The organism is Leclercia sp. TB492 (assembly GCF_049974505.2).
Lineage (GTDB): Bacteria > Pseudomonadota > Gammaproteobacteria > Enterobacterales > Enterobacteriaceae > Enterobacter > Enterobacter adecarboxylatus_C.
In genome coordinates this window covers 572,324-592,016 of record NZ_CM127572.1, presented here as the reverse complement: position 1 = coordinate 592,016, position 19,693 = coordinate 572,324, and the positions used below count along the sequence as shown (strand labels likewise).

Below are 19,693 nucleotides of genomic sequence, written 5' to 3'. Positions count from 1 at the left end.
CCCCATGCCGCACTTTATTGTCGAATGTACTGAGAACATCCGTGAGCAGGCCGATCTGCCGGGCCTGTTTGCCCGCGTCAACGAGGCGCTGGCCGCCACCGGGATCTTCCCCCTCGGTGGGATCCGCAGCCGCGCGCACTGGGTGGACACCTGGCAGATGGCCGACGGCAGGCACGATTACGCCTTTGTGCACATGACGCTGAAAATCGGTGCCGGGCGCAGCCTTGAGAGCCGTCAGCAGGTGGGTGAGATGCTGTTTGCGCTGATTAAAGACCATTTCGCCGGGCTGATGGACGCCCGTTACCTGGCGCTGTCGTTTGAAATCGAAGAGCTGCACCCGACGCTGAACTTCAAACAGAACAACGTGCACGCCTTATTTAAGTAGCGCGCCCTGATGCCCGGTGGCGCTTCGCTTACCGGGCCTACAACGTCAACGACCCCGAACCGTAGGCCGGGTAAGCAAAGCGCCACCCGGCACAGCAGCACCAAACCGCAGGCCGGGTAAGCCCAGCGCCACCCGGCACAGCAGCACCGAACCGTAGGCCGGGTAAGCGAAGCGCCACCCGGCACAGCAGCACCGAACCGTAGGCCGGGTAAGCCCAGCGCCACCCGGCACAGCAGCACCGAACCGTAGGCCGGGTAAGCGTAGCGCCACCCGGCACAGCAGCACCGAACCGTAGGCCGGGTAAGCCCAGCGCCACCCGGCACAGCGGCACCGAACCGTAGGCCGGGTAAGCGTAGCGCCACCCGGCACAGCAGCACCAAACCGTAGGCCGGGTAAGCGCAGCGCCACCCGGCAACAGCAGCACCGAACCGTAGGCCGGGTAAGCGAAGCGCCACCCGGCACAGCAGCACCGAACCGCAGGCCGGGTAAGCCCAGCGCCACCCGGCAATGCCACAGGAAACCGCCATGCTCGACAAACAGACCCATACCCTGATTGCCCATCGCCTGCATCAGGCGGAACAGACCCGGGAGCAGATCCGCGCGATCTCGCTGGATTACCCGGCGATCACCATTGAAGACGCCTACGCCGTGCAGCGCGAATGGGTGAGCCTGAAAATCGCCGAAGGCCGCACCCTGAAGGGCCACAAGATCGGCCTGACTTCAAAAGCGATGCAGGCCAGCTCGCAGATCAGCGAGCCGGACTACGGCGCCCTGCTCGACGACATGTTTTTCCACGACGGCAGCGATATCCCCACCGACCGCTTTATCGTCCCGCGCATCGAAGTGGAGCTGGCCTTCGTGCTGGCGAAACCGCTGCGCGGCCCGAACTGCACGATGTTCGACGTCTATAACGCCACGGATTACGTGATCCCGGCGCTGGAGCTGATCGATGCCCGCTGCCACAACATCGATCCTGAAACCCAGCGCCCGCGCAAAGTGTTCGACACCATCTCCGACAACGCCGCCAACGCCGGGGTGATCCTCGGTGGCCGCCCGATCCGCCCGGACGAGCTGGATCTGCGCTGGATCTCCGCCCTGCTCTACCGCAACGGGGTGATCGAAGAGACCGGCGTCGCCGCGGGGGTGCTCAACCACCCGGCCAACGGCGTGGCCTGGCTGGCGAACAAGCTGGCGCCGTATGACGTGCAGCTGGAGCCGGGACAGATCATCCTCGGCGGCTCCTTCACCCGCCCGGTCACCGCCAGCAAGGGCGACACCTTCCATGTCGATTACGGCAACATGGGCTCCATCAGCTGCCGCTTTGTATAAGGAAAGAGCATGAATAACGCCTTTAAAGACGCCCTGAAAGCCGGAACACCGCAAATCGGCTTATGGCTGGGGCTGACCAGCAGCTACAGCGCCGAGCTGCTGGCCGGAGCAGGCTTCGACTGGCTGCTGATCGACGGCGAGCACGCCCCCAACAACGTGCAAACCGTCCTGACCCAGTTGCAGGCCGTGGCCCCCTACCCCAGCCAGCCGGTGGTGCGCCCGTCGTGGAACGATCCGGTACAGATCAAACAGCTGCTGGACGTGGGCGCGCAAACCCTGCTGGTGCCGATGGTACAGAATGCCGACGAAGCGCGTCTGGCGGTGCGCTCGACACGTTATCCGCCTGCGGGCATTCGCGGCGTCGGCAGCGCGCTGGCGCGAGCGTCACGCTGGAACCGCATTCCCGATTACCTGCATCAGGCCAATGAGGCCATGTGCGTGCTGGTGCAAATTGAAACCCGCGAGGCGCTGAAGAACCTGCCGCAAATCCTGGACGTGGACGGGGTGGACGGCGTCTTTATCGGCCCGGCGGATCTCAGCGCCGACATGGGCTTTGCCGGTAACCCCCAGCACCCGGAGGTGCAGGCCGCCATTGAGCAGGCGATCGCGCAGATCCGTGCCGCGGGTAAAGCCCCCGGCATCCTGATGGCCAACGAACAGCTGGCCCGTCGCTACCTCGAACTCGGGGCGCTGTTTGTTGCCGTCGGCGTGGATACCACCCTGCTCGCCCGCAGCGCCGAGGCGCTGGCGGCACGCTTTATCGATAAACCGGTTACGTCAGTTAATAACAATAAATCCGTCTACTAAACGTAAGATCTGGAGCGCACCATGACGACCTCTACCCTGCAAGATAATAAAGCCGTTGAACATCGCGTCATTAATAAGCTGTTCCGTCGTTTGATCGTGTTTCTCTTTATTCTGTTCGTCTTCTCGTTCCTCGATCGCATCAACATCGGCTTTGCCGGGCTGACGATGGGGAAAGATCTGGGCCTGACTTCAACCATGTTTGGCCTGGCGGCGACGCTGTTTTACGTCACCTATGTATTGTGCGGGATCCCCAGCAACATCATGCTGGCGAAGATCGGTGCGCGCCGCTGGATCGCCGGGATCATGGTGGTGTGGGGCATCGCCTCGACCTGCACCATGTTCGCCACCAGCCCACAGACGCTCTACGTTCTGCGTATGCTGGTGGGCATTGCCGAAGCCGGCTTCCTGCCGGGGATCCTGGTCTATCTGACCTGGTGGTTCCCCGCCTATCATCGCGCCCGCGCCAACGCGCTGTTTATGATCGCCATGCCGGTGACCATGATGCTGGGCTCGATCCTCTCGGGCTATATTCTGGCGCTGGACGGGCTGTGGAACCTGAAGGGCTGGCAGTGGTTGTTCCTGCTGGAGGGACTGCCGTCGGTGGTGCTTGGCGTGGTGACCTGGTTCTTCCTGAACGACACGCCGGATCAGGCCACCTGGCTGGACGACGAAGAGAAGCAGACCCTGAAAACGATGATCGCCCGCGAGCAGGAGAACGCCGTGGCGCATGCCGCTACGCCGCGTTCGACGCTACGTGAAGTGCTGACTCCGGCGGTGCTGCTCTACACTCTGGCCTATTTCTGTCTGACCAACACCCTGAGCGCCATCAACATCTGGACGCCGCAGATCCTGCAGAGCTTTAACACCGGCAGCAGCAATATCGTGATTGGCCTGCTGGCGGCGATCCCGCAGTTTTGTACCATCCTTGGCATGCTGTGGTGGAGCCGCCGCTCGGACAGGCTGAAAGAGCGAAAAAAGCACACCATCCTGCCGTATCTGTTTGCGGCGGCGGGATGGCTGCTGGCGTCGGCGACCAATCACAGCCTGATCCAGCTGCTTGGCATCATCATGGCCTCAACCGGGTCGTTTACCGCCATGGCGATCTTCTGGACCACCCCGGATCAGGTTATTAGCCTCCAGTCCCGGGCGGTGGCGCTGGCGGTGATCAACGCCATCGGCAACGTCGGTTCCGCCGTCAGCCCGCTGCTGATCGGCATTCTGCGCGACGCCACCGGCAGCTTCAGCTCCGGGCTGTGGTTCGTGGCCGGGCTGCTGGTGGTGGGGGCGCTGGTACTGACGCGGATCCCGATGACCCGCCAGGAGAGCCGTGAAAGCGCGCCGGGGATGGCGGCGCAGAAGATCCATTAAGGAGCGATTATGTGCCAGAGCCCGATTGCCAATATCGACATCAGCAAAGAGTACGACGAGAGTCTGGGGACGGACGATGTGCATTATCAGTCCTTTGGCCGTATGGCGGCCTTTTTTGGCCGCGATATGCAGGCCCATCGCCACGACCACTATTTTCAGATGCACTTTCTCGATACCGGGCAGATTGAGCTGCAGCTGGACGATCATCGCTATTCGGTGCAGGCGCCGCTGTTTGTCCTCACCCCGCCGTCGGTGCCGCACGCGTTCTTTACCGAATCGGACAGCGACGGCCACGTGCTGACGGTGCACGAGGATCTGATCTGGCCGCTGCTCGAGGTGCTCTATCCCGGCACCCGGGAGACCTTCGGGCTGCCGGGGATCTGCCTGTCGTTAGCGGATAAACCGGATGAGCTGGCGGCGCTCTCTCATTACTGGCGGCTGATTGAACGGGAGTCCACCGCCCAGCTTGCCGGGCGGGAACATACTCTGGCGCTGCTGGCGCAGGCGGTATTTACCCTACTGCTGCGCAACGCCCCTCTGGACGATCACGCCGCCAACGGCATGCGCGGCGAGCTGAAACTGTTCCAGCGTTTCAACCAGATGGTTGACGGTCACTACCACCAGCACTGGACGGTGCCGGATTTTGCCCGCGAATTGCACCTCACCGAGTCGCGGCTGACCGACATCTGTCGCCGCTTCGCCAACCGGCCACCAAAACGCCTCATCTTCGACCGCCAGCTGCGCGAGGCCAGGCGGCTATTGCTCTTCTCCGACAACACGGTCAGCGAAATTGCCTGGCAGCTGGGGTTTAAAGACCCGGCCTATTTTGCCCGGTTTTTTAACCGGCTGGTGGGATGCTCGCCGAGTATGTATCGGGCGCAGAAAGTGCCGGTGTCGTGACGGCGCACGCTTCCCCCGGTGGCGCTGCGCTTACCGGGGCTACGGATCGTAGGCCGGGTAAGCGTTAGCGCCACCCGGCAAACAGGCCGCACAGGATCAATGCACGGTCAGATACGGCTCCTTCACGAATTCCGCCAACAGATACACCACGTCATGCAGCAACCCCTTTAAGGATTTTGCCACCGGTGGCGGCAGCGTATTGCTCAACAATGCCTGGGTAAGCGCCTGGGCATACTCCACCAGCGTGGCGGTTTCCTGCCAGCAATCGGGAATGCACGAGGTTACGCTTTCACCCGCGATCAGCTGCTCAATGAGATGCGGCGGTAAATCCTCATCACAAAGATGGCGAAACTGGTTTAACGCCTGCAATAAACGCCCGCACAGGGCATGGCTTGCTTCATCGTCGTGAGTGTCGATGAGGACGCAAACAAATGCGGCGCACGCGTCCGCGACGTCGAAGAGATCTGCCGAAGCCGGGAGGGGTTGGGTAATGATTTGGTGGAGAACGTCTTCTTCGAAGTGGGAGCAAGACGGGGTTGGGATAGTAGCCATAAGGCACTCCTTACATTATGAATGGAAGTTACCTCGTGTTTTCAGGTTCTCACGCCCGGCTGCGGTTATCGCCGCAACACAGGCACCTTACGACTCAACGAACACAAAAAAAAGCCAAAACCTTGTGTTTAATAGGGTTACTTTGAACTTTGCGAGCATGCTTCCAGAAGCAGGTGGCTACAGAACGTAGGCCGGGTAAGGCGAAGCCGCCACCCGGCAAAACCCACCCCGATCACAATTCTCACCTCCGCCTGAAAAGTACCCGTCGTTGACCCATTCGTCCCTTCACGTCCCGCCTCTCTCACGCTTCAATTAAACAACAAAAACAACACATAAATTTAACATTTAATATCCGATAAATACTGAAGAGGTCGCCATGAAACCTGAAGATTTCCGCGCTAGCACTACCCGCCCGTTAACCGGCGAAGAGTACCTGAAGAGCCTGCAGGATGGCCGGGAGATCTACATCTACGGCGAACGTGTAAAAGATGTGACCACCCATCCGGCGTTTCGCAATGCGGCGGCCTCGGTCGCGCAGCTGTACGATGCGCTGCACAAACCCGACATGCAGGACACGCTGTGCTGGAACACCGATACCGGCAGCGGCGGTTACACCCATAAGTTCTTCCGCGTCGCGAAAAGTGCCAACGACCTGCGTCAGCAGCGCGATGCCATCGCCGAGTGGTCACGCCTGAGCTACGGCTGGATGGGACGCACCCCGGACTACAAAGCGGCCTTTGGCTGTGCGCTGGGCGCTAACCCGGCCTTTTATGGTCAGTTCGAGCAGAACGCCCGCAACTGGTATACCCGCATTCAGGAAACCGGCCTGTACTTTAACCACGCTATTGTCAACCCGCCGATCGATCGCCACAAGCCGGCCGACGAAGTGAAAGATGTCTATATCAAACTGGAAAAAGAGACCGACGCCGGGATCATCGTCAGCGGCGCGAAAGTGGTCGCTACCAACTCGGCGCTGACCCACTACAACATGATTGGCTTTGGCTCGGCGCAGGTGATGGGCGACAACCCGGACTTCGCCCTGATGTTTGTCGCCCCGATGGATGCCGAAGGCGTGAAGCTGATCTCCCGCGCCTCCTACGAGCTGGTGGCCGGCGCGACCGGCTCCCCTTACGACTACCCGCTCACCAGCCGCTTCGACGAGAACGATGCGATCCTGGTGATGGATAACGTGCTGATCCCGTGGGAGAACGTGCTGATCTACCGCGATTTCGACCGCTGCCGCCGCTGGACCATGGAGGGCGGCTTCGCGCGAATGTACCCTCTCCAGGCCTGCGTACGTCTGGCGGTGAAGCTCGACTTCATCACCGCCCTGCTGAAAAAATCGCTGGAGTGCACCGGTACGGCCGAGTTCCGCGGCGTACAGGCCGATCTGGGTGAAGTGGTGGCCTGGCGCAATATGTTCTGGGCGCTGAGCGACTCCATGTGCTCGGAAGCGACCCCGTGGGTGAACGGCGCGTACCTGCCGGATCACGCGGCGCTGCAAACCTACCGCGTCATGGCGCCGATGGCCTACGCGAAGATCAAAAATATCATCGAGCGCAACGTCACCAGCGGCCTGATCTACCTGCCGTCCAGCGCCCGGGATCTCAACAACCCGCAGATCGATAAATACCTGGCGAAATACGTGCGCGGCTCCAACGGCATGGACCACGTGGAGCGCATCAAGATCCTGAAACTGATGTGGGATGCCATCGGCAGCGAGTTCGGCGGCCGCCACGAGCTGTATGAGATCAACTACTCCGGCAGCCAGGACGAAATCCGCCTGCAGTGTCTGCGCCAGGCGCAGACCTCCGGCAACATGGACAAGATGATGGCGATGGTCGACCGCTGCCTGTCTGAGTACGACCAGAACGGCTGGACGGTTCCACACCTGCACAACAACACCGATATCAACCTGCTCGACAAGCTGCTGAAATAACGCGGCGGAGGTCAATATGCAACATGATGAACAACGCCTGCGTTTTCGCGACGCGATGGCCAGCCTCTCTGCGGCGGTCAATGTGATTACCACTGACGGCGAAGCCGGACGCTGCGGCATCACCGCCACCGCGGTCTGCTCGGTGACGGATACCCCGCCGTCGGTGATGGTGTGCCTGAATGCTAACAGCGCCATGAACCCGGTATTTCAGGGCAACGGCAAGCTGTGTATTAATGTGCTCAACCACGAGCAGGAGATAATGGCGCGTCATTTTGCCGGGATGACCGGTATGGCAATGGAGGAGCGGTTTACGCTCTCCTGCTGGCAAAAAGGCCAGCTGGCCCAGCCGGTATTAAAAGAGGTGCTGGCCAGCCTGGAAGGTGAGATAACCCAGGTGCAGACCATCGGCACCCATCTGGTTTACCTGGTGGCGATCAAAAATATCATCCTGAGCCAGGAGGGACACGGCCTGATTTACTTTAAGCGCAGATTTCATCCGGTGTTAATTGAACAAGAAATAACCGTTTAATACCCCTTCGCCAGTCGAATTTCGGCTGGCGCTTATTTGTTTTCCACTCTCTTAAATTGAAACAATCACTATCAGAAACTAATGTCCAATATAAGCTTTTGCGACCCCCACCAGAGTTAATAGTCTTTCGGACTTTTCCCCTTTTTCAGAGCTGATTTCTGAAATTTGAAATGACACAATCTGCAAATTTATGTAATCTTCGCCTCACAAAAACACTTTCATGAATAATAAAAAACGATTTAGTTGTTTACTGAATAGTTTTTTTATGGCAGCACCCTAAAGCAAATTGAACACTTTCTAACCGGAATCGTCATTTTCCGTGCGGTAGCCTACCTTTTTTTTGCCCTTTATTGCTTCACTTCCTCAGCTATGCGCCTCTGCTCCCTGGCCTTCGGGTCAACTTTTTGGGCAATATAAACAGTCGGGTACCTACGAATTTTTATATTTACACGCCAGGTTCCGAATACATGGAAAATATTTACAAATGAAGAACGCAACTCGCCTTCTGGTGATTTCGCTCGCCCTCATCCTGAGTGGCTGTGCATATTCCCCGAAGCAGGTTGAAGCCTCAAGACCGCTTGTAAATCAAGCCGCTTCGACCGATCTCCACGCTATGGCAGCTAACCTGCAACAACCTCTGAACACCCTGCCGCAGGGCGCTACTCTTAGCGCCAATGGCACCACCTTTACCCTGGGTCAGCGCTATGTCTCTGCCCTGGGGCTGGAATGCATTGAACTGCTGCGTAACCGTAATTACAACCAGTCGCAGCGCGGCGTGACCTGCAAGAATGGTGATACCTGGTATCTGATACCGCAACTGGAACAGGCATCTGCCAGCAACTTGCTTGCCGTTCAATAATTTTGAAGAGAAATGTTGTGAAGATAACGAAATTTCGGCAATTGAGTGCCATTCTGCTGCTGGCCTGCGCCTCTTGCGCTGCCATTGCCGCCCCTTCTAAGGAAGATGCTCAGGCCTTTGGAATGAACACCCCGGCAGATACCGGCGACGGCCGACTGCAACTCGGCGGTGACCAGGCGATGAGCGGTCAGGCGAACACCTCCTCTACCACCGGGACTTTTACGCAGCAAAACCGCCAGGGCATGTTACTGCCGGGCGAGTCCGACGTGCGTAAATTACTCCCGCAGTCCGAGTCCGGCCTGCCCCCTCCTTATGGTGCCAACCTGTTTGCCGGTGGCTATGAAACCGAGCGCAGCGACGGTCTGACTGATAATTACCTGATCGCTCCCGGCGATAAGCTGAATATCTGGATCTGGGGCGCAGTCAATTTCTCCAACGTCGTCACCGTTGATAATCAGGGTAATATTTTCATCCCTGATGTCGGGCCGATTAATGTAAAAAACGTAGCGGCAAGTAAAGTCAATAACTTAGTTACCAGCCACATCAGTGAAGTATTTACCAATAACGTTAATGTTTACGTAAATTTACTTACGGCAACGCCGGTCAGCGTATTTGTGACCGGCCCGGTGATCCGTCCGGGGCAATATGCCGGCCAGTCTTCCGACAGCGTGCTCTATTTCCTGAAACGCGCCGGCGGTATCGACTCCGATCGCGGCAGCTACCGTCATATTAAGGTGTTGCGTCAGAACCGGGTCATTCAGCAGATCGACCTGTACGAGTTTATGCAGCAGGGCAAAATGCCGAAGCTGGCGCTGAAGGATCAGGACGTGATCCTGGTTGAACCGCAGGGGCCGATGATCAACGTGGCCGGTAAAGTGCGCAACCCGTTCCGCTTCGAGTTAAAGAACAGCAGCGCGCTGGGCTCCGAGCTTATCGATTACGCCCTGCCGCTCGCGAAGGTGAGCCACGTGGGCGTGATTGGCGATCGCGCCAGCGGCCCGTTCTCGGTCTATATGCCGTATAAAGATTTTGACCGTATTCAGCTGAGCGACGGCGACAAAGTGCTGTTCAACGACGATATGCATGCCCAGGTTTACGACGTGCAGGTGATGGGCAGCTACCGTGGGCCATCTTACTTCACCGTGCGTAAAGAGACCCGACTGCACGATCTGCTGAACCATATTCCGATTGACCCGAACATGGCAGATTACGGCTCGATCTACATCATGCGTAAGAGCGTGGCCGCACGGCAGAAAGAGATGCTGGAAGACTCCCTGAATCGCCTGGAGCGCAGCGTGTTTACCGCGCCAGCAAATTCCGACGGTGAGGCTTCCATTCGTACCAAAGAAGCCGAGCTGGTGATGCGCTTCGTGGAAAAAGCCCGCAAGATCCAGCCGCTGGGGAAAGTGGTGGTGTCGGATAAGGGCGTGATTGCCAACATCCTACTGGAACAGGGCGACCAGATTGTGATCCCGAACAAGACCGACCTGATTCAGGTGGGTGGCGAAGTGATGATGCCGCAGGCAGTGGTCTACAACAAAAGCGCCACCCTGGAAGACTATGTGGCCTGGGCGGGCGGCTTTACCGATCGTGCGAACGACCAGCGTATTGCCGTGGTACATGCCAACGGGCTGATGGAGTTTAAAGACGGCGGTGATGTGATGGCAGGCGATCAGATTCTGGTCATGCCGAAAGTGGACAGCAAAATGATGCAGTCCATCAAAGATATTACCCAGGTCATCTATCAGGTTGCCGTGGCGGCCAACGTGGTCCTGAATTAACCCTTATAGCGGGCTCGCCTCATCGCGGGCCCGTTCTGTTATATCGGCCTTCTCATGCTTAAACCTGTTCTCAATCAAACGCCCCGCAGCTCGTTCCAGGTGCTGCGTGATGTAACGTTTGGCCTGCTTATACGTGAACTGAAAACACGATTTGGGAGTTACCGACTGGGGTATGCCTGGGCGCTGTTGGATCCGTTATTGATGATTGGTCTGTTTAGTGCGATTTTCGGGATGCGCGGGCACAGCGGTTTTGGTGGAGTCCCTGCGCAGGTTTTTATTACAGCAGGTTATCTTCCTTTTCTGTTTTTTAACAAAGTTGTAAACCAGCTTAAGTCCGCAGTAAAAGCTAATATGGGTTTGTTTTGTTATCGCCAAGTAACACCCTTTTCCACTTTTATTGCCCGATTCATGCTAGAGGCTATGGTTGGGATGGTGGTGGGTGGAATTTTGGTACTGGGTCTGCTGTGGTTTGGATTCGAGGCCATCCCCGCAGATCCTTTAAGGGTTATCTTCGGCTATGTATTGCTCATGGTATTTTCTTTTTCCCTTGGTATTGTCTTTTGCGTGATGAGTACTTTGGTTCCAGAAGCAGATAAATTTCTTGGTCTGTTAATGATGCCGCTGATGTTTATTTCGTGTGTCATGTTTCCACTTGCAACCATACCTGCACAATACCAGCACTGGTTTTTATGGAATCCCTTGGTACATGCCCTTGAGTTGATTCGTTCAGGATGGATAAGCGGTTATGCTAGCCCTAATGCCAGTTGGAGCTATTTATCCGGGGTAACATTAGTGCTACTGACGTTTGCCATGAGTTGCTATCGCTTGAGCCATCGTCGCCTGATTGCCAGCTAAAGCAGAATTCGTATGATTATTCTCGATAACGTATCAAAATATTATCCAACCAAATTTGGCCGCAACTATGTATTGCGCGATGTGAGTATCACACTGCCGCGCGATCGTAATATTGGCATTTTGGGTGCCAACGGGGCGGGTAAATCTACACTGCTGCGACTGCTAGGTGGAATGGATATGCCTAGCAAGGGCAAAGTTAGCCGTCACTGTCGCGTCTCTTGGCCTTTGGCGCTGGGGGGGGGGTTTCAAGGGAGTATGACCGGAAGGGAAAATACCCGTTTTGTCTGCCGAATACATGGCGTGCGAGACACGAGAGCAATTGAAGAGTGGGTAAAAGAGTTCTCGGAAATTGATCAGCATTTTGAACTGCCGATTAAAGGCTACTCCAGCGGTATGAGATCGAAATTTTCCTTTGCCGTCAGTATGGCCTTCGATTTTGATATCTACCTTACAGACGAAATTATGTCGGTGGGGGATGCCCGTTTTAAGCAGAAATGCATTGATACCTTCAATCAAAAACGTGAAACCGCCAGCCTGATTATGGTGTCGCACGATATGAAAAATTTACGTCAACAATGCGATATGGGAATTTTGCTACGCAACGGCACTCTTGAGTTATTCGATAACATTGACGACGCCATCCGTATTTATGAAAATTTATAAAAGCCACTAAATTATGACCCAGCCAATTCGTTCCAACAAATCTTCTGGCTTGATGCGTAAGCTCCATAAATTAAAAACCAAGCCGAAACATTTTATAATCGATTCCAGCGGATATCGTCTAGCCCATCGCTCATGGAAACAGAGCTTAAAAATGGGTAGCTTTATGTGGGTGTTAGGTTGTTTTGCTATTGCCGTGGTCTATTTTGGTTTCATTGCTTCAGACCGCTATGTAAGCCGAGCGGAGATAGTCATTAAACAAGCCGACCAGATCAAAATGTTGCCCGACGCATTGTCGATGCTAGGTCTTGGGGGTAGCAACCATCAGGATGTATTATTAGTCCAAGATTATCTTAAGTCACCTGATCTCCTTGGCAAACTTGATAAAGAATTGGGCTTGAAAACCCATTATCAAAGCCATGACGTGGATTATTTTTCCCGTCTGCCAGACAACGTCAGTCAGGAACAGTTTATTCAATATTATCGGAATCACCTGACAATACACTTGGACGACCTTTCCGGCGTGCTGACAATAGAATTACAAGCCTTTGACCCTGCCTACGGTCAGCGCGTGGTTGGCGTGATGCTGAAGGAATCTGAAAGCTTTATCAACAAACTGAGCCACCAGGTGGCACTGGAACAACTGGCATTCGTTGAAAAAGAGGTGAATCGTGCCTATCAGCGGGTGCAGGATGAAAAGGCGAAGGTGCTGGATTTTCAAAATACCCATCATTTGATTAGCCCTGAAACAACCAGCACAGCGCGGTTGGGCGTAGTCAGCCAGATTGAAGGCGAACTGGCACAGCAACAGGCGCAGTTAAAACAGCTGCAGAGTTATATGAAAGCCACAGCACCCGCCGTCATTTCTGTGCAAACCCGGGTTGATGCCTTAACGGAGCAACTGGCTCAGGAACAAAGAAGGCTGACCGGTACAGATAAAGATGCAATGAACGAAGTCACCGCACGCTATATGGATGTGCAGACCCAGGCCACCCTGGCAGCGGATATCTATAAAACCGGTCTTATCAGTCTGGAACAAGCTCGCGTCGAGGCGTATCGCAAACTTAAACACCTGCTAGTTATTACACAGCCTACTCAGGCTCAGGATGCTGAATACCCGCGTCGTCTCTATAACCTCGCAACCATTGGCGTACTGCTTTGCCTGTTCTATGGCCTGATTGTGATGGGCCTGGCGACCCTGCGTGAGCATCAGGACTGATAGCAAGATTGTGTTGAAATAAAACAAAGGTTTCTGCGCTGACAAAGGTGGGGTTTATCCCCCACCTGGCTCAAGGAATATAACGGTGTGTCAATGCAGAATCGAATATCCACTACAATCGAATCTCACTGTGAGTAAATTGTTTTGAATAATAAAAAACGGCCACGCATCGCAATAGTGGCGGATATTTTCACAACATTTAGTTTGTCACCAGATGCAGATCTTATTCAGATAACACCGACTGACTGGCAATGGAAGCTGAGATTTTTCAAACCCGACTTTCTGCTTGTAGAGTCTGCCTGGCGAGGATATAAAAATAGCTGGCAAGGTAAAATTGCCAGCTATGGGCATACATCTCCCACTAAACCCGAACTCAGTAAGTTACTGGATTTTTGCCATAAACGAAAAATAACGACCATATTCTGGAATAAAGAAGATCCTTTCCATTTTGATCGGTTTGCAGACGCAGCCGCCATGTTCGATGTGGTGTATACCACGGATGCAAATTCTTTAGATCGCTATCGTGCCCTGCCCCACCATTCATTCCAGCATGTTGGGGTCTTAATGTTCGCTGCCCAACCCCGTTGGTTCCATCAACCCGTCAGGGATGAACGCAAATCAGGGGTGGTCTTTTTAGGAGGCTATTACGGCAATGAACTGGTGGAACGGAGCAAGGCGCAGGAAGAGATACTATACGCACTCCGCAGCCATGGATTGATCATTTTTGACAGGTTCTGGCAAAAGAGCAAAGCCTGTAGTTTTCCTGATAAGTTACAGCCTTATTGCAAGCCCGCCATATCACCATTATTGGTAGCAAAGGCCTATCAGCAATATCAGATTTACCTTAATTTTAATACAATCAGCCATTCACCAACCATGTTATCCCGCAGAGTCTTTGAGTTAGCGGCAGCAGGCTGCCCTATTATCAGCACACCCTCGATGGCGATGGATAATATGTTCGGCGACAGTATTATCTCTGTCAAAGACGGTACCGAAGCACGCGACTGGTGTAATGACTTACAAAACAACAGCCAGCAACGAAATCAACTGGGCCAACAGGCCAGAGATATCGTGCTTGATCAGCACACATGGCAGCATCGGTTGAAGCAAATAAAAAGTGATATTGGCCTCAATTAAAAACACAGCCAATTAATAAAACCAATTAACTCATAAAGGAATATTTCTATGCCTATAAAAGTGCAGCGGGTGCTGATCGTATTTGGTACCAGACCAGAGGCGATTAAGATGGCGCCAATCGTCAAGGCTTTCCAGGCTACCCGTGATATTGATGTCAGAGTCTGCGTGACCGGCCAACACAGAGAGATGCTGGATCAGGTGCTTAATCTGTTTGAAATCACGCCAGAATATGACCTCAACATCATGAAACCAGGCCAAGATCTGACCGATGTCACTACCGCCATCCTGCAAGGACTGAAACCGGTATTTGCCGATTTCCAACCCGATCGCATTCTGGTGCATGGCGACACGGCAACCTCTTTTGCCGCTACCCTCGCAGCTTACTATCATCGCATTGCTGTCGGTCACGTCGAAGCGGGCCTGCGCACAGGCAACATTTACTCCCCATGGCCAGAGGAGGGAATGCGTCGCCTGACCGGCGGGATTGCTGACCAGCACTACACCCCGACCATCAGTTCGTTGAAGAACCTGATTATGGAAAACATTGCTCCGGAAACCATCTTCGTGACGGGCAACTCGGTCATCGATGCTCTGCTTGAGGTTTCTCAGCGAATCGACAGCAACGTAAACATGAATGCCGATCTCGCCGGGCGCTTCCCGTTCCTTGATCAAAGCAAAAAATTGATCCTGGTAACCGGCCACCGCCGTGAAAACCATGGCGACGGTTTTGAGCGTATCTGTAAAGCCCTGGCAACCCTGGCCCAGCGTGATGACGTACAGATTGTGTATCCGGTTCACCTTAACCCTAACGTGCAGGAGCCGGTTAATCGCAACCTTAAGGGTCTGAACAATGTGCATCTGATCGAGCCGCAGGATTATCTGCCGTTTGTCTATCTGATGAAACAGAGCTACCTGATCCTGACCGATTCCGGTGGCATCCAGGAAGAAGCACCAACGCTGGGTAAACCTGTGCTGTGTATGCGCGACACAACAGAACGCCCAGCAGCGGTAAAAGCTGGCACTGTGCGTCTGGTGGGTACCAGTGACGAGGCCATCGTAAGTGAAACCGTGCGCTTACTGGACGATGAGCTGGCCTATAAGATGATGAGCCAGGCGAATAACCCTTACGGGGACGGCAAAACCAGCCAACGCATTGTTGAGGCAGTACTGGGTCTGGATGGTGCTTTAGCACAACAGATCAATAGCAGCCTGCAGGTTGCCTGATCTACACATTTCACGATTGTCTTTAGGGACAAAGATAAATACCTTTCTATAACCGTCGAGAGCATAAAAATGAAATTCGAAACCATCTCTGTTGTTGGGCTGGGATATATTGGTTTACCAACAGCAGCGGTGATTGCCAGCAACGGCATCCGTGTCGTTGGCGTGGATGTTAATCAGCACGCCGTTGATACCATCAATCAGGGCATGATTCACATCGTCGAGCCGGGTCTGGAAGACCTGGTTAAACGGGCCGTCAATGATGGTCATCTGACTGCCCATACCAGCCCGCAGAAAGCTGATGCCTTCCTGATTGCGGTACCGACCCCATTTAAGGGTGAAGAGCACGAGCCGGACCTGAAATACATTGAAAGTGCCTCCCGTGCCCTGGCCCCAATGCTGGAAAAAGGCAATCTGGTGGTTCTGGAATCCACCTCCCCGGTAGGTGCAACGGAGCAGATGGCCAAATGGCTTGCCGAGGAACGCAGTGATTTGACCTTCCCGCATACGGTAGTTGAAGGCCAAACCCCTGATATCTTTGTTGCACACTGCCCAGAGCGCGTATTGCCGGGCCAGGTGATCCGCGAGCTGGTCGAAAACGATCGCATCATTGGCGGTATGGACGAAGCCAGTACCGCAGCGGCGACGCAGGTTTATAAGATGTTCGTTAAAAAAGGTGAGTGCATTGCGACCAGCGCACGTACTGCCGAAATGAGCAAGCTGACCGAAAATGCTTTCCGTGACGTTAACATTGCTTTCGCCAACGAATTATCTCTTATCTGCGATCAGCAGGGTATCAATGTGTGGGAATTGATCTCTCTGGCTAACCGCCACCCACGCGTGAATATTTTGCAACCGGGTTGTGGCGTTGGTGGTCATTGCATCGCAGTGGATCCATGGTTTATCGTTAACCAGAATCCAGAGAAGGCAAAAATGATCCGTCAGGCTCGCCTGGTCAATGATTACAAACCCCGTTATGTAGTAGAGCAAGTTGAAAAAGCCGTAGCTGGAATTAATAATCCGAAAATTGCCTGCCTGGGTCTCGCATTTAAGCCAGACATTGATGACCTGCGTGAAAGCCCGGCTTTGGATATTACTAAAAAACTTTCAGCCAATCCTAATTACCAAATTCTGGCTGTTGAACCCAATATTGAATCACTTCCTGGAACGCTGGGGAATAATGGTAACGTCAGGTTGAAAAATCTATCAGATGTTTTAAATGAGGCTGATGTTGTAGTCGTTCTTGTAAAGCACAAAGAATTCATAGGATTGTGCAAAAGCGATATCCCTAATAGCAAGATCTTTGATTTCGTTAACGCCATTCATTAATCCCTTTTAATTTCCGGCCGGTTGCCACCGGCCATTTTGTGATAAGAACTTTTATTATGTCAAATCGACTTACTAAAAAAAACGCCCAAAAAACCCAACGACCATCACAGCAAGAAAATCAACTAAACACTATTTTCTCAATTTATGATCAACACCTTGATTTAATTTACCGTCAATTAGCCCGCAAGACTAACCAAATCGAGTGGGTTGAGCAGTATTATCCGCTCCTTTCGTTTAATAAGATAAGCAATATAGAAGTTGCCGATGCTTGGTTATTACCTGCTGATAATAACCGGAATAAAAGCATCACGGTTGATACCGCGGGTGTGCTCTCACTAACAATATCTCTAACAGACGGTGATTCCTTCTATCTTCAGACCGGCAGTATGCACATCGATAATATACCGCTGGACAGAAATGCATGGCGTATTAATGGCAACCATAAATATCGTATAAATCTTAACGCTGAATACGGTGAAAATCGCCCCGATTGTGCAGTTTTTATTATTCAGTATGATGAAGATAAACGCATCACTCATAAATTTCAGCAGATATACAACGGGCTTAATAAAATTGAATTCGAAACTCCCGAAAAGGCCTGTTATTTTAGCATTGCATTCAGATTAAAAGGAAAAGGTTCTCTAACTATTAAACCTTTGCAAATAACTGCAGAGGAAATGCTTCCAATTAGCTCTATTAAATTTGAAGGCGCTCAAAATGAAGAAGAAGTCTCTCGAATTTTTGAACTTAAAGCTAAAGCCTTAACAACTTCATTTGAAAAGCGTATTCGTTCTCTTCCCGACTCTAATCTTGTACAAAAAAATAATCTGGAAGAATTGAAAAGTAAATTAGCGGTAGCACTCTATGAAAAGCAGAAGATTGAAAAATCATTATACTATCGCCTTGGCAAAACAATTTCACAAGCTAAACAAAATAAGTTAGCTGGCTTATTGTCGCTTCCTCAGAAATTAATAAAAATTCGTGCAGCGAAGCGTAAAGGGAAGTTTGAACATCCACCTTTAAATAATATGATCAAGCAAACCCTCCTTGAACAGGCTGGTGTTTTCAATGATACAAACCTGAAAAATGAAATTTCGTGGCCTAGTTTTATACCAAAAGCACGATTGAGAAATCAGCATATAAATATTGTATCTATCAGCGATAAGTTTACATATGAATGCTTCCGATACGAGGCGAACTTTGTTCAACTGACTAAGAAAAACTGGAAAGAGGAAATTGACGCAGCTAACCCGTCTCTATTTTTTGTCGAATCCGCTTGGAATGGCAATGATGGAGAATGGACCTATACTATGGCTAGCTACAAAAAACATTTAGGCGACCCTCTACGGGAAGCGATTCAATATTGTAAATCAAAAAATATCCCAGTAGTCTTCTGGAACAAAGAAGACCCTACAAATTATGATGTTTTTATTGATGTAGCGGCTGATTGTGATTATATTTTTACGACTGATGGCGGGATTATAGAAAAATACAAAACCCGAGTTGGTCATAACAGAGTTTATCCTTTAGCATTCGCAGCTCAACCTGCTATTCATAATCCTATCCGAGACAAGAGTAAAAAATTACCGACCTATGAAGTTTGCTTCGCAGGTAGTTGGTATAACAATGGTCATGATACCCGTCGCATACAAACTGAAATTGTACTGGACGGAGCTATGCACCGTGAATTGCATGTTTATGATCGCATGCTTTATGCAAAACAACATCGAGAATCACGAATTTTCCCTGGGAAATATCAACCATTTATAGTTGGCTCATTAAACTATGATCAAATGATTACAGCTTATCGCCAATATAAGTTATTCTTGAATATTAACACCGTACAAGATTCTCCAACTATGTTTTCACGGCGTGTATTTGAGATTCTAGCATGCGGCACTCCTGTAATATCCACTCACTCTGATGGCATGGCAGCCATGTTGGGTGAACATGTTCGTATTGTTAATGATAAGAATGAAGCAAAGAAAGCTGTCCAACAATTATTGGAATCACCATTTGAGCGAGAGCAATTAGGGCATTTAGCCGCACGCCATTGTCTGCAAAATCATTCTTATCAACAGCGCTTAGAGCAAATACTCAGTACACTCGGTATTGAAAGTATCAAGAATGAAGGGAAAAAAGTCTCAGTCATAATGTGCACTAATCGCCCTAAAAATATTGATATTATGATTAGTAACTATCAACGTCAGGCTCATACTAATAAAGAATTGCTTATAATCCTAAATAATGACTCCTTCGATATTCGTGTTGTTAAAGAAAAAACCAAAGAAATACCTAACGTACAAATATTGCAACTTTCTCAGGATAAAACTTTAGGAGATTGTCTTAATTATGGCGTGACTCATGCCACTGGTGATTATATAGCTAAGATGGACGATGATGATATCTATGGTAGAAACTATCTAGTCGATACATTATTAGCATTCGATTTCAGCGGTGCCGACATTATTGGTAAAGATTCTTATTTTTGCTATATTGAGTCTCAAAACGTAATGGCTATAAAGCAGCCTGGAAAAGATAACCGTTATTCTGATTTTATTTCAGGTGGCACGCTTGTTATTCGCAAAAGCGTATTTGACAAAGTTAAATTCCAAAGCCGTAATCGAGGTGAAGACACGAACTTTCTTAGCGATTGCAAGAAAAACAATTTCATAATCTATTCTTCAGACAAGTACAATTTTATCCAGATGCGCTATGCTAATACTGCTGCCCATACATGGACTATTGCAGATGATGAATATTTATCAAATTGCCATAATCTCCAGCACGAACTTAAAAAAGAACTAGCTGAAATATAATTAA

The 19,693-nt window shown here is 51.8% G+C and carries 18 protein-coding genes; 16 read left to right on the top strand and 2 right to left on the bottom strand.

Annotated features, from left to right (window positions below):
- The first annotated feature begins 4 nt into the window (after positions 1-4).
- Positions 5-385 (top strand): 5-carboxymethyl-2-hydroxymuconate Delta-isomerase, encoded by a 381-nt coding sequence (locus ACP4QI_RS02770; RefSeq protein ID WP_285111101.1) that lies wholly within the window; start codon positions 5-7, stop codon positions 383-385.
- Between the two features lie 45 nt (positions 386-430).
- Here the strand turns inward: ACP4QI_RS02770 and ACP4QI_RS02765 are convergent, their stop codons facing one another.
- On the bottom strand, positions 431-931 hold the full coding sequence (locus ACP4QI_RS02765) for a hypothetical protein (protein WP_445730303.1): 501 nt from the start codon (positions 929-931) through the stop codon (positions 431-433).
- Here ACP4QI_RS02765 and hpaH point away from each other — a divergent pair.
- From hpaH to hpaA, 4 genes are read left to right on the top strand one after another with little or no spacing between them, the layout of a single operon-like run.
- A complete protein-coding gene (hpaH, locus tag ACP4QI_RS02760) occupies positions 911-1,714 on the top strand; it encodes a 2-oxo-hept-4-ene-1,7-dioate hydratase (protein WP_159340101.1) in 804 nt (267 codons plus the stop codon). The genes ACP4QI_RS02765 and hpaH overlap by 21 nt on opposite strands.
- Before the next feature lie 9 nt (positions 1,715-1,723).
- On the top strand, positions 1,724-2,521 hold the full coding sequence (gene hpaI / locus ACP4QI_RS02755) for a 4-hydroxy-2-oxoheptanedioate aldolase (RefSeq protein ID WP_231313126.1): 798 nt from the start codon (positions 1,724-1,726) through the stop codon (positions 2,519-2,521).
- Between the two features lie 21 nt (positions 2,522-2,542).
- A complete protein-coding gene (gene hpaX, locus ACP4QI_RS02750; protein WP_426495512.1) occupies positions 2,543-3,889 on the top strand; it encodes a 4-hydroxyphenylacetate permease in 1,347 nt (448 codons plus the stop codon).
- Positions 3,890-3,898: 9 nt separating this feature from the next.
- Positions 3,899-4,789, top strand: a complete 891-nt coding sequence (hpaA, locus tag ACP4QI_RS02745) for a 4-hydroxyphenylacetate catabolism regulatory protein HpaA (RefSeq protein ID WP_142488122.1) — start codon at positions 3,899-3,901, stop codon at positions 4,787-4,789.
- Positions 4,790-4,885: 96 nt separating this feature from the next.
- Here the strand turns inward: hpaA and ACP4QI_RS02740 are convergent, their stop codons facing one another.
- Positions 4,886-5,341 carry a hypothetical protein gene (locus ACP4QI_RS02740; protein ID WP_426495511.1) on the bottom strand — a complete coding sequence of 152 codons (456 nt, stop codon included), beginning with the start codon at positions 5,339-5,341 and terminating at the stop codon, positions 4,886-4,888.
- 376 nt (positions 5,342-5,717) lie between these two features.
- On the opposite strand from ACP4QI_RS02740, the gene hpaB reads away from it, so the two are divergent.
- The 11 genes from hpaB (at position 5,718) to ACP4QI_RS02685 (ending at position 19,689) form a co-directional block, all read left to right on the top strand.
- Positions 5,718-7,280 (top strand): 4-hydroxyphenylacetate 3-monooxygenase, oxygenase component, encoded by a 1,563-nt coding sequence (hpaB, locus tag ACP4QI_RS02735; RefSeq protein WP_142488119.1) that lies wholly within the window; start codon positions 5,718-5,720, stop codon positions 7,278-7,280.
- 16 nt (positions 7,281-7,296) lie between these two features.
- Complete coding sequence (locus ACP4QI_RS02730; RefSeq protein ID WP_426495510.1) at positions 7,297-7,809, top strand: 4-hydroxyphenylacetate 3-monooxygenase reductase subunit; 513 nt, start codon at positions 7,297-7,299, stop codon at positions 7,807-7,809.
- 484 nt (positions 7,810-8,293) lie between these two features.
- The gene (locus ACP4QI_RS02725; protein WP_032174571.1) at positions 8,294-8,668 is read left to right on the top strand and encodes a hypothetical protein; all 375 of its coding nucleotides are present in this window, start codon (positions 8,294-8,296) and stop codon (positions 8,666-8,668) included.
- Between the two features lie 17 nt (positions 8,669-8,685).
- The gene (locus ACP4QI_RS02720; protein ID WP_103798363.1) at positions 8,686-10,449 is read left to right on the top strand and encodes a polysaccharide biosynthesis/export family protein; all 1,764 of its coding nucleotides are present in this window, start codon (positions 8,686-8,688) and stop codon (positions 10,447-10,449) included.
- Positions 10,450-10,503: 54 nt separating this feature from the next.
- Positions 10,504-11,304, top strand: a complete 801-nt coding sequence (locus tag ACP4QI_RS02715; RefSeq protein WP_426495509.1) for an ABC transporter permease — start codon at positions 10,504-10,506, stop codon at positions 11,302-11,304.
- 12 nt (positions 11,305-11,316) lie between these two features.
- Positions 11,317-11,967 carry an ABC transporter ATP-binding protein gene (locus ACP4QI_RS02710; protein ID WP_426495508.1) on the top strand — a complete coding sequence of 217 codons (651 nt, stop codon included), beginning with the start codon at positions 11,317-11,319 and terminating at the stop codon, positions 11,965-11,967.
- A gap of 13 nt (positions 11,968-11,980) precedes the next feature.
- Complete coding sequence (locus ACP4QI_RS02705) at positions 11,981-13,183, top strand: sugar transporter (protein WP_426495507.1); 1,203 nt, start codon at positions 11,981-11,983, stop codon at positions 13,181-13,183.
- A 144-nt stretch (positions 13,184-13,327) separates the two neighbouring features.
- Positions 13,328-14,320, top strand: coding sequence for a CgeB family protein (locus ACP4QI_RS02700; RefSeq protein ID WP_426495506.1), 993 nt, complete (start codon positions 13,328-13,330; stop codon positions 14,318-14,320).
- Positions 14,321-14,368: 48 nt separating this feature from the next.
- Positions 14,369-15,544 carry a non-hydrolyzing UDP-N-acetylglucosamine 2-epimerase gene (gene wecB / locus ACP4QI_RS02695; protein ID WP_142488114.1) on the top strand — a complete coding sequence of 392 codons (1,176 nt, stop codon included), beginning with the start codon at positions 14,369-14,371 and terminating at the stop codon, positions 15,542-15,544.
- A 69-nt stretch (positions 15,545-15,613) separates the two neighbouring features.
- The gene (gene wecC / locus ACP4QI_RS02690) at positions 15,614-16,870 is read left to right on the top strand and encodes a UDP-N-acetyl-D-mannosamine dehydrogenase (RefSeq protein WP_426495505.1); all 1,257 of its coding nucleotides are present in this window, start codon (positions 15,614-15,616) and stop codon (positions 16,868-16,870) included.
- 56 nt (positions 16,871-16,926) lie between these two features.
- Positions 16,927-19,689, top strand: coding sequence for a glycosyltransferase family protein (locus tag ACP4QI_RS02685; RefSeq protein WP_426495504.1), 2,763 nt, complete (start codon positions 16,927-16,929; stop codon positions 19,687-19,689).
- Positions 19,690-19,693: the final 4 nt, after the last annotated feature.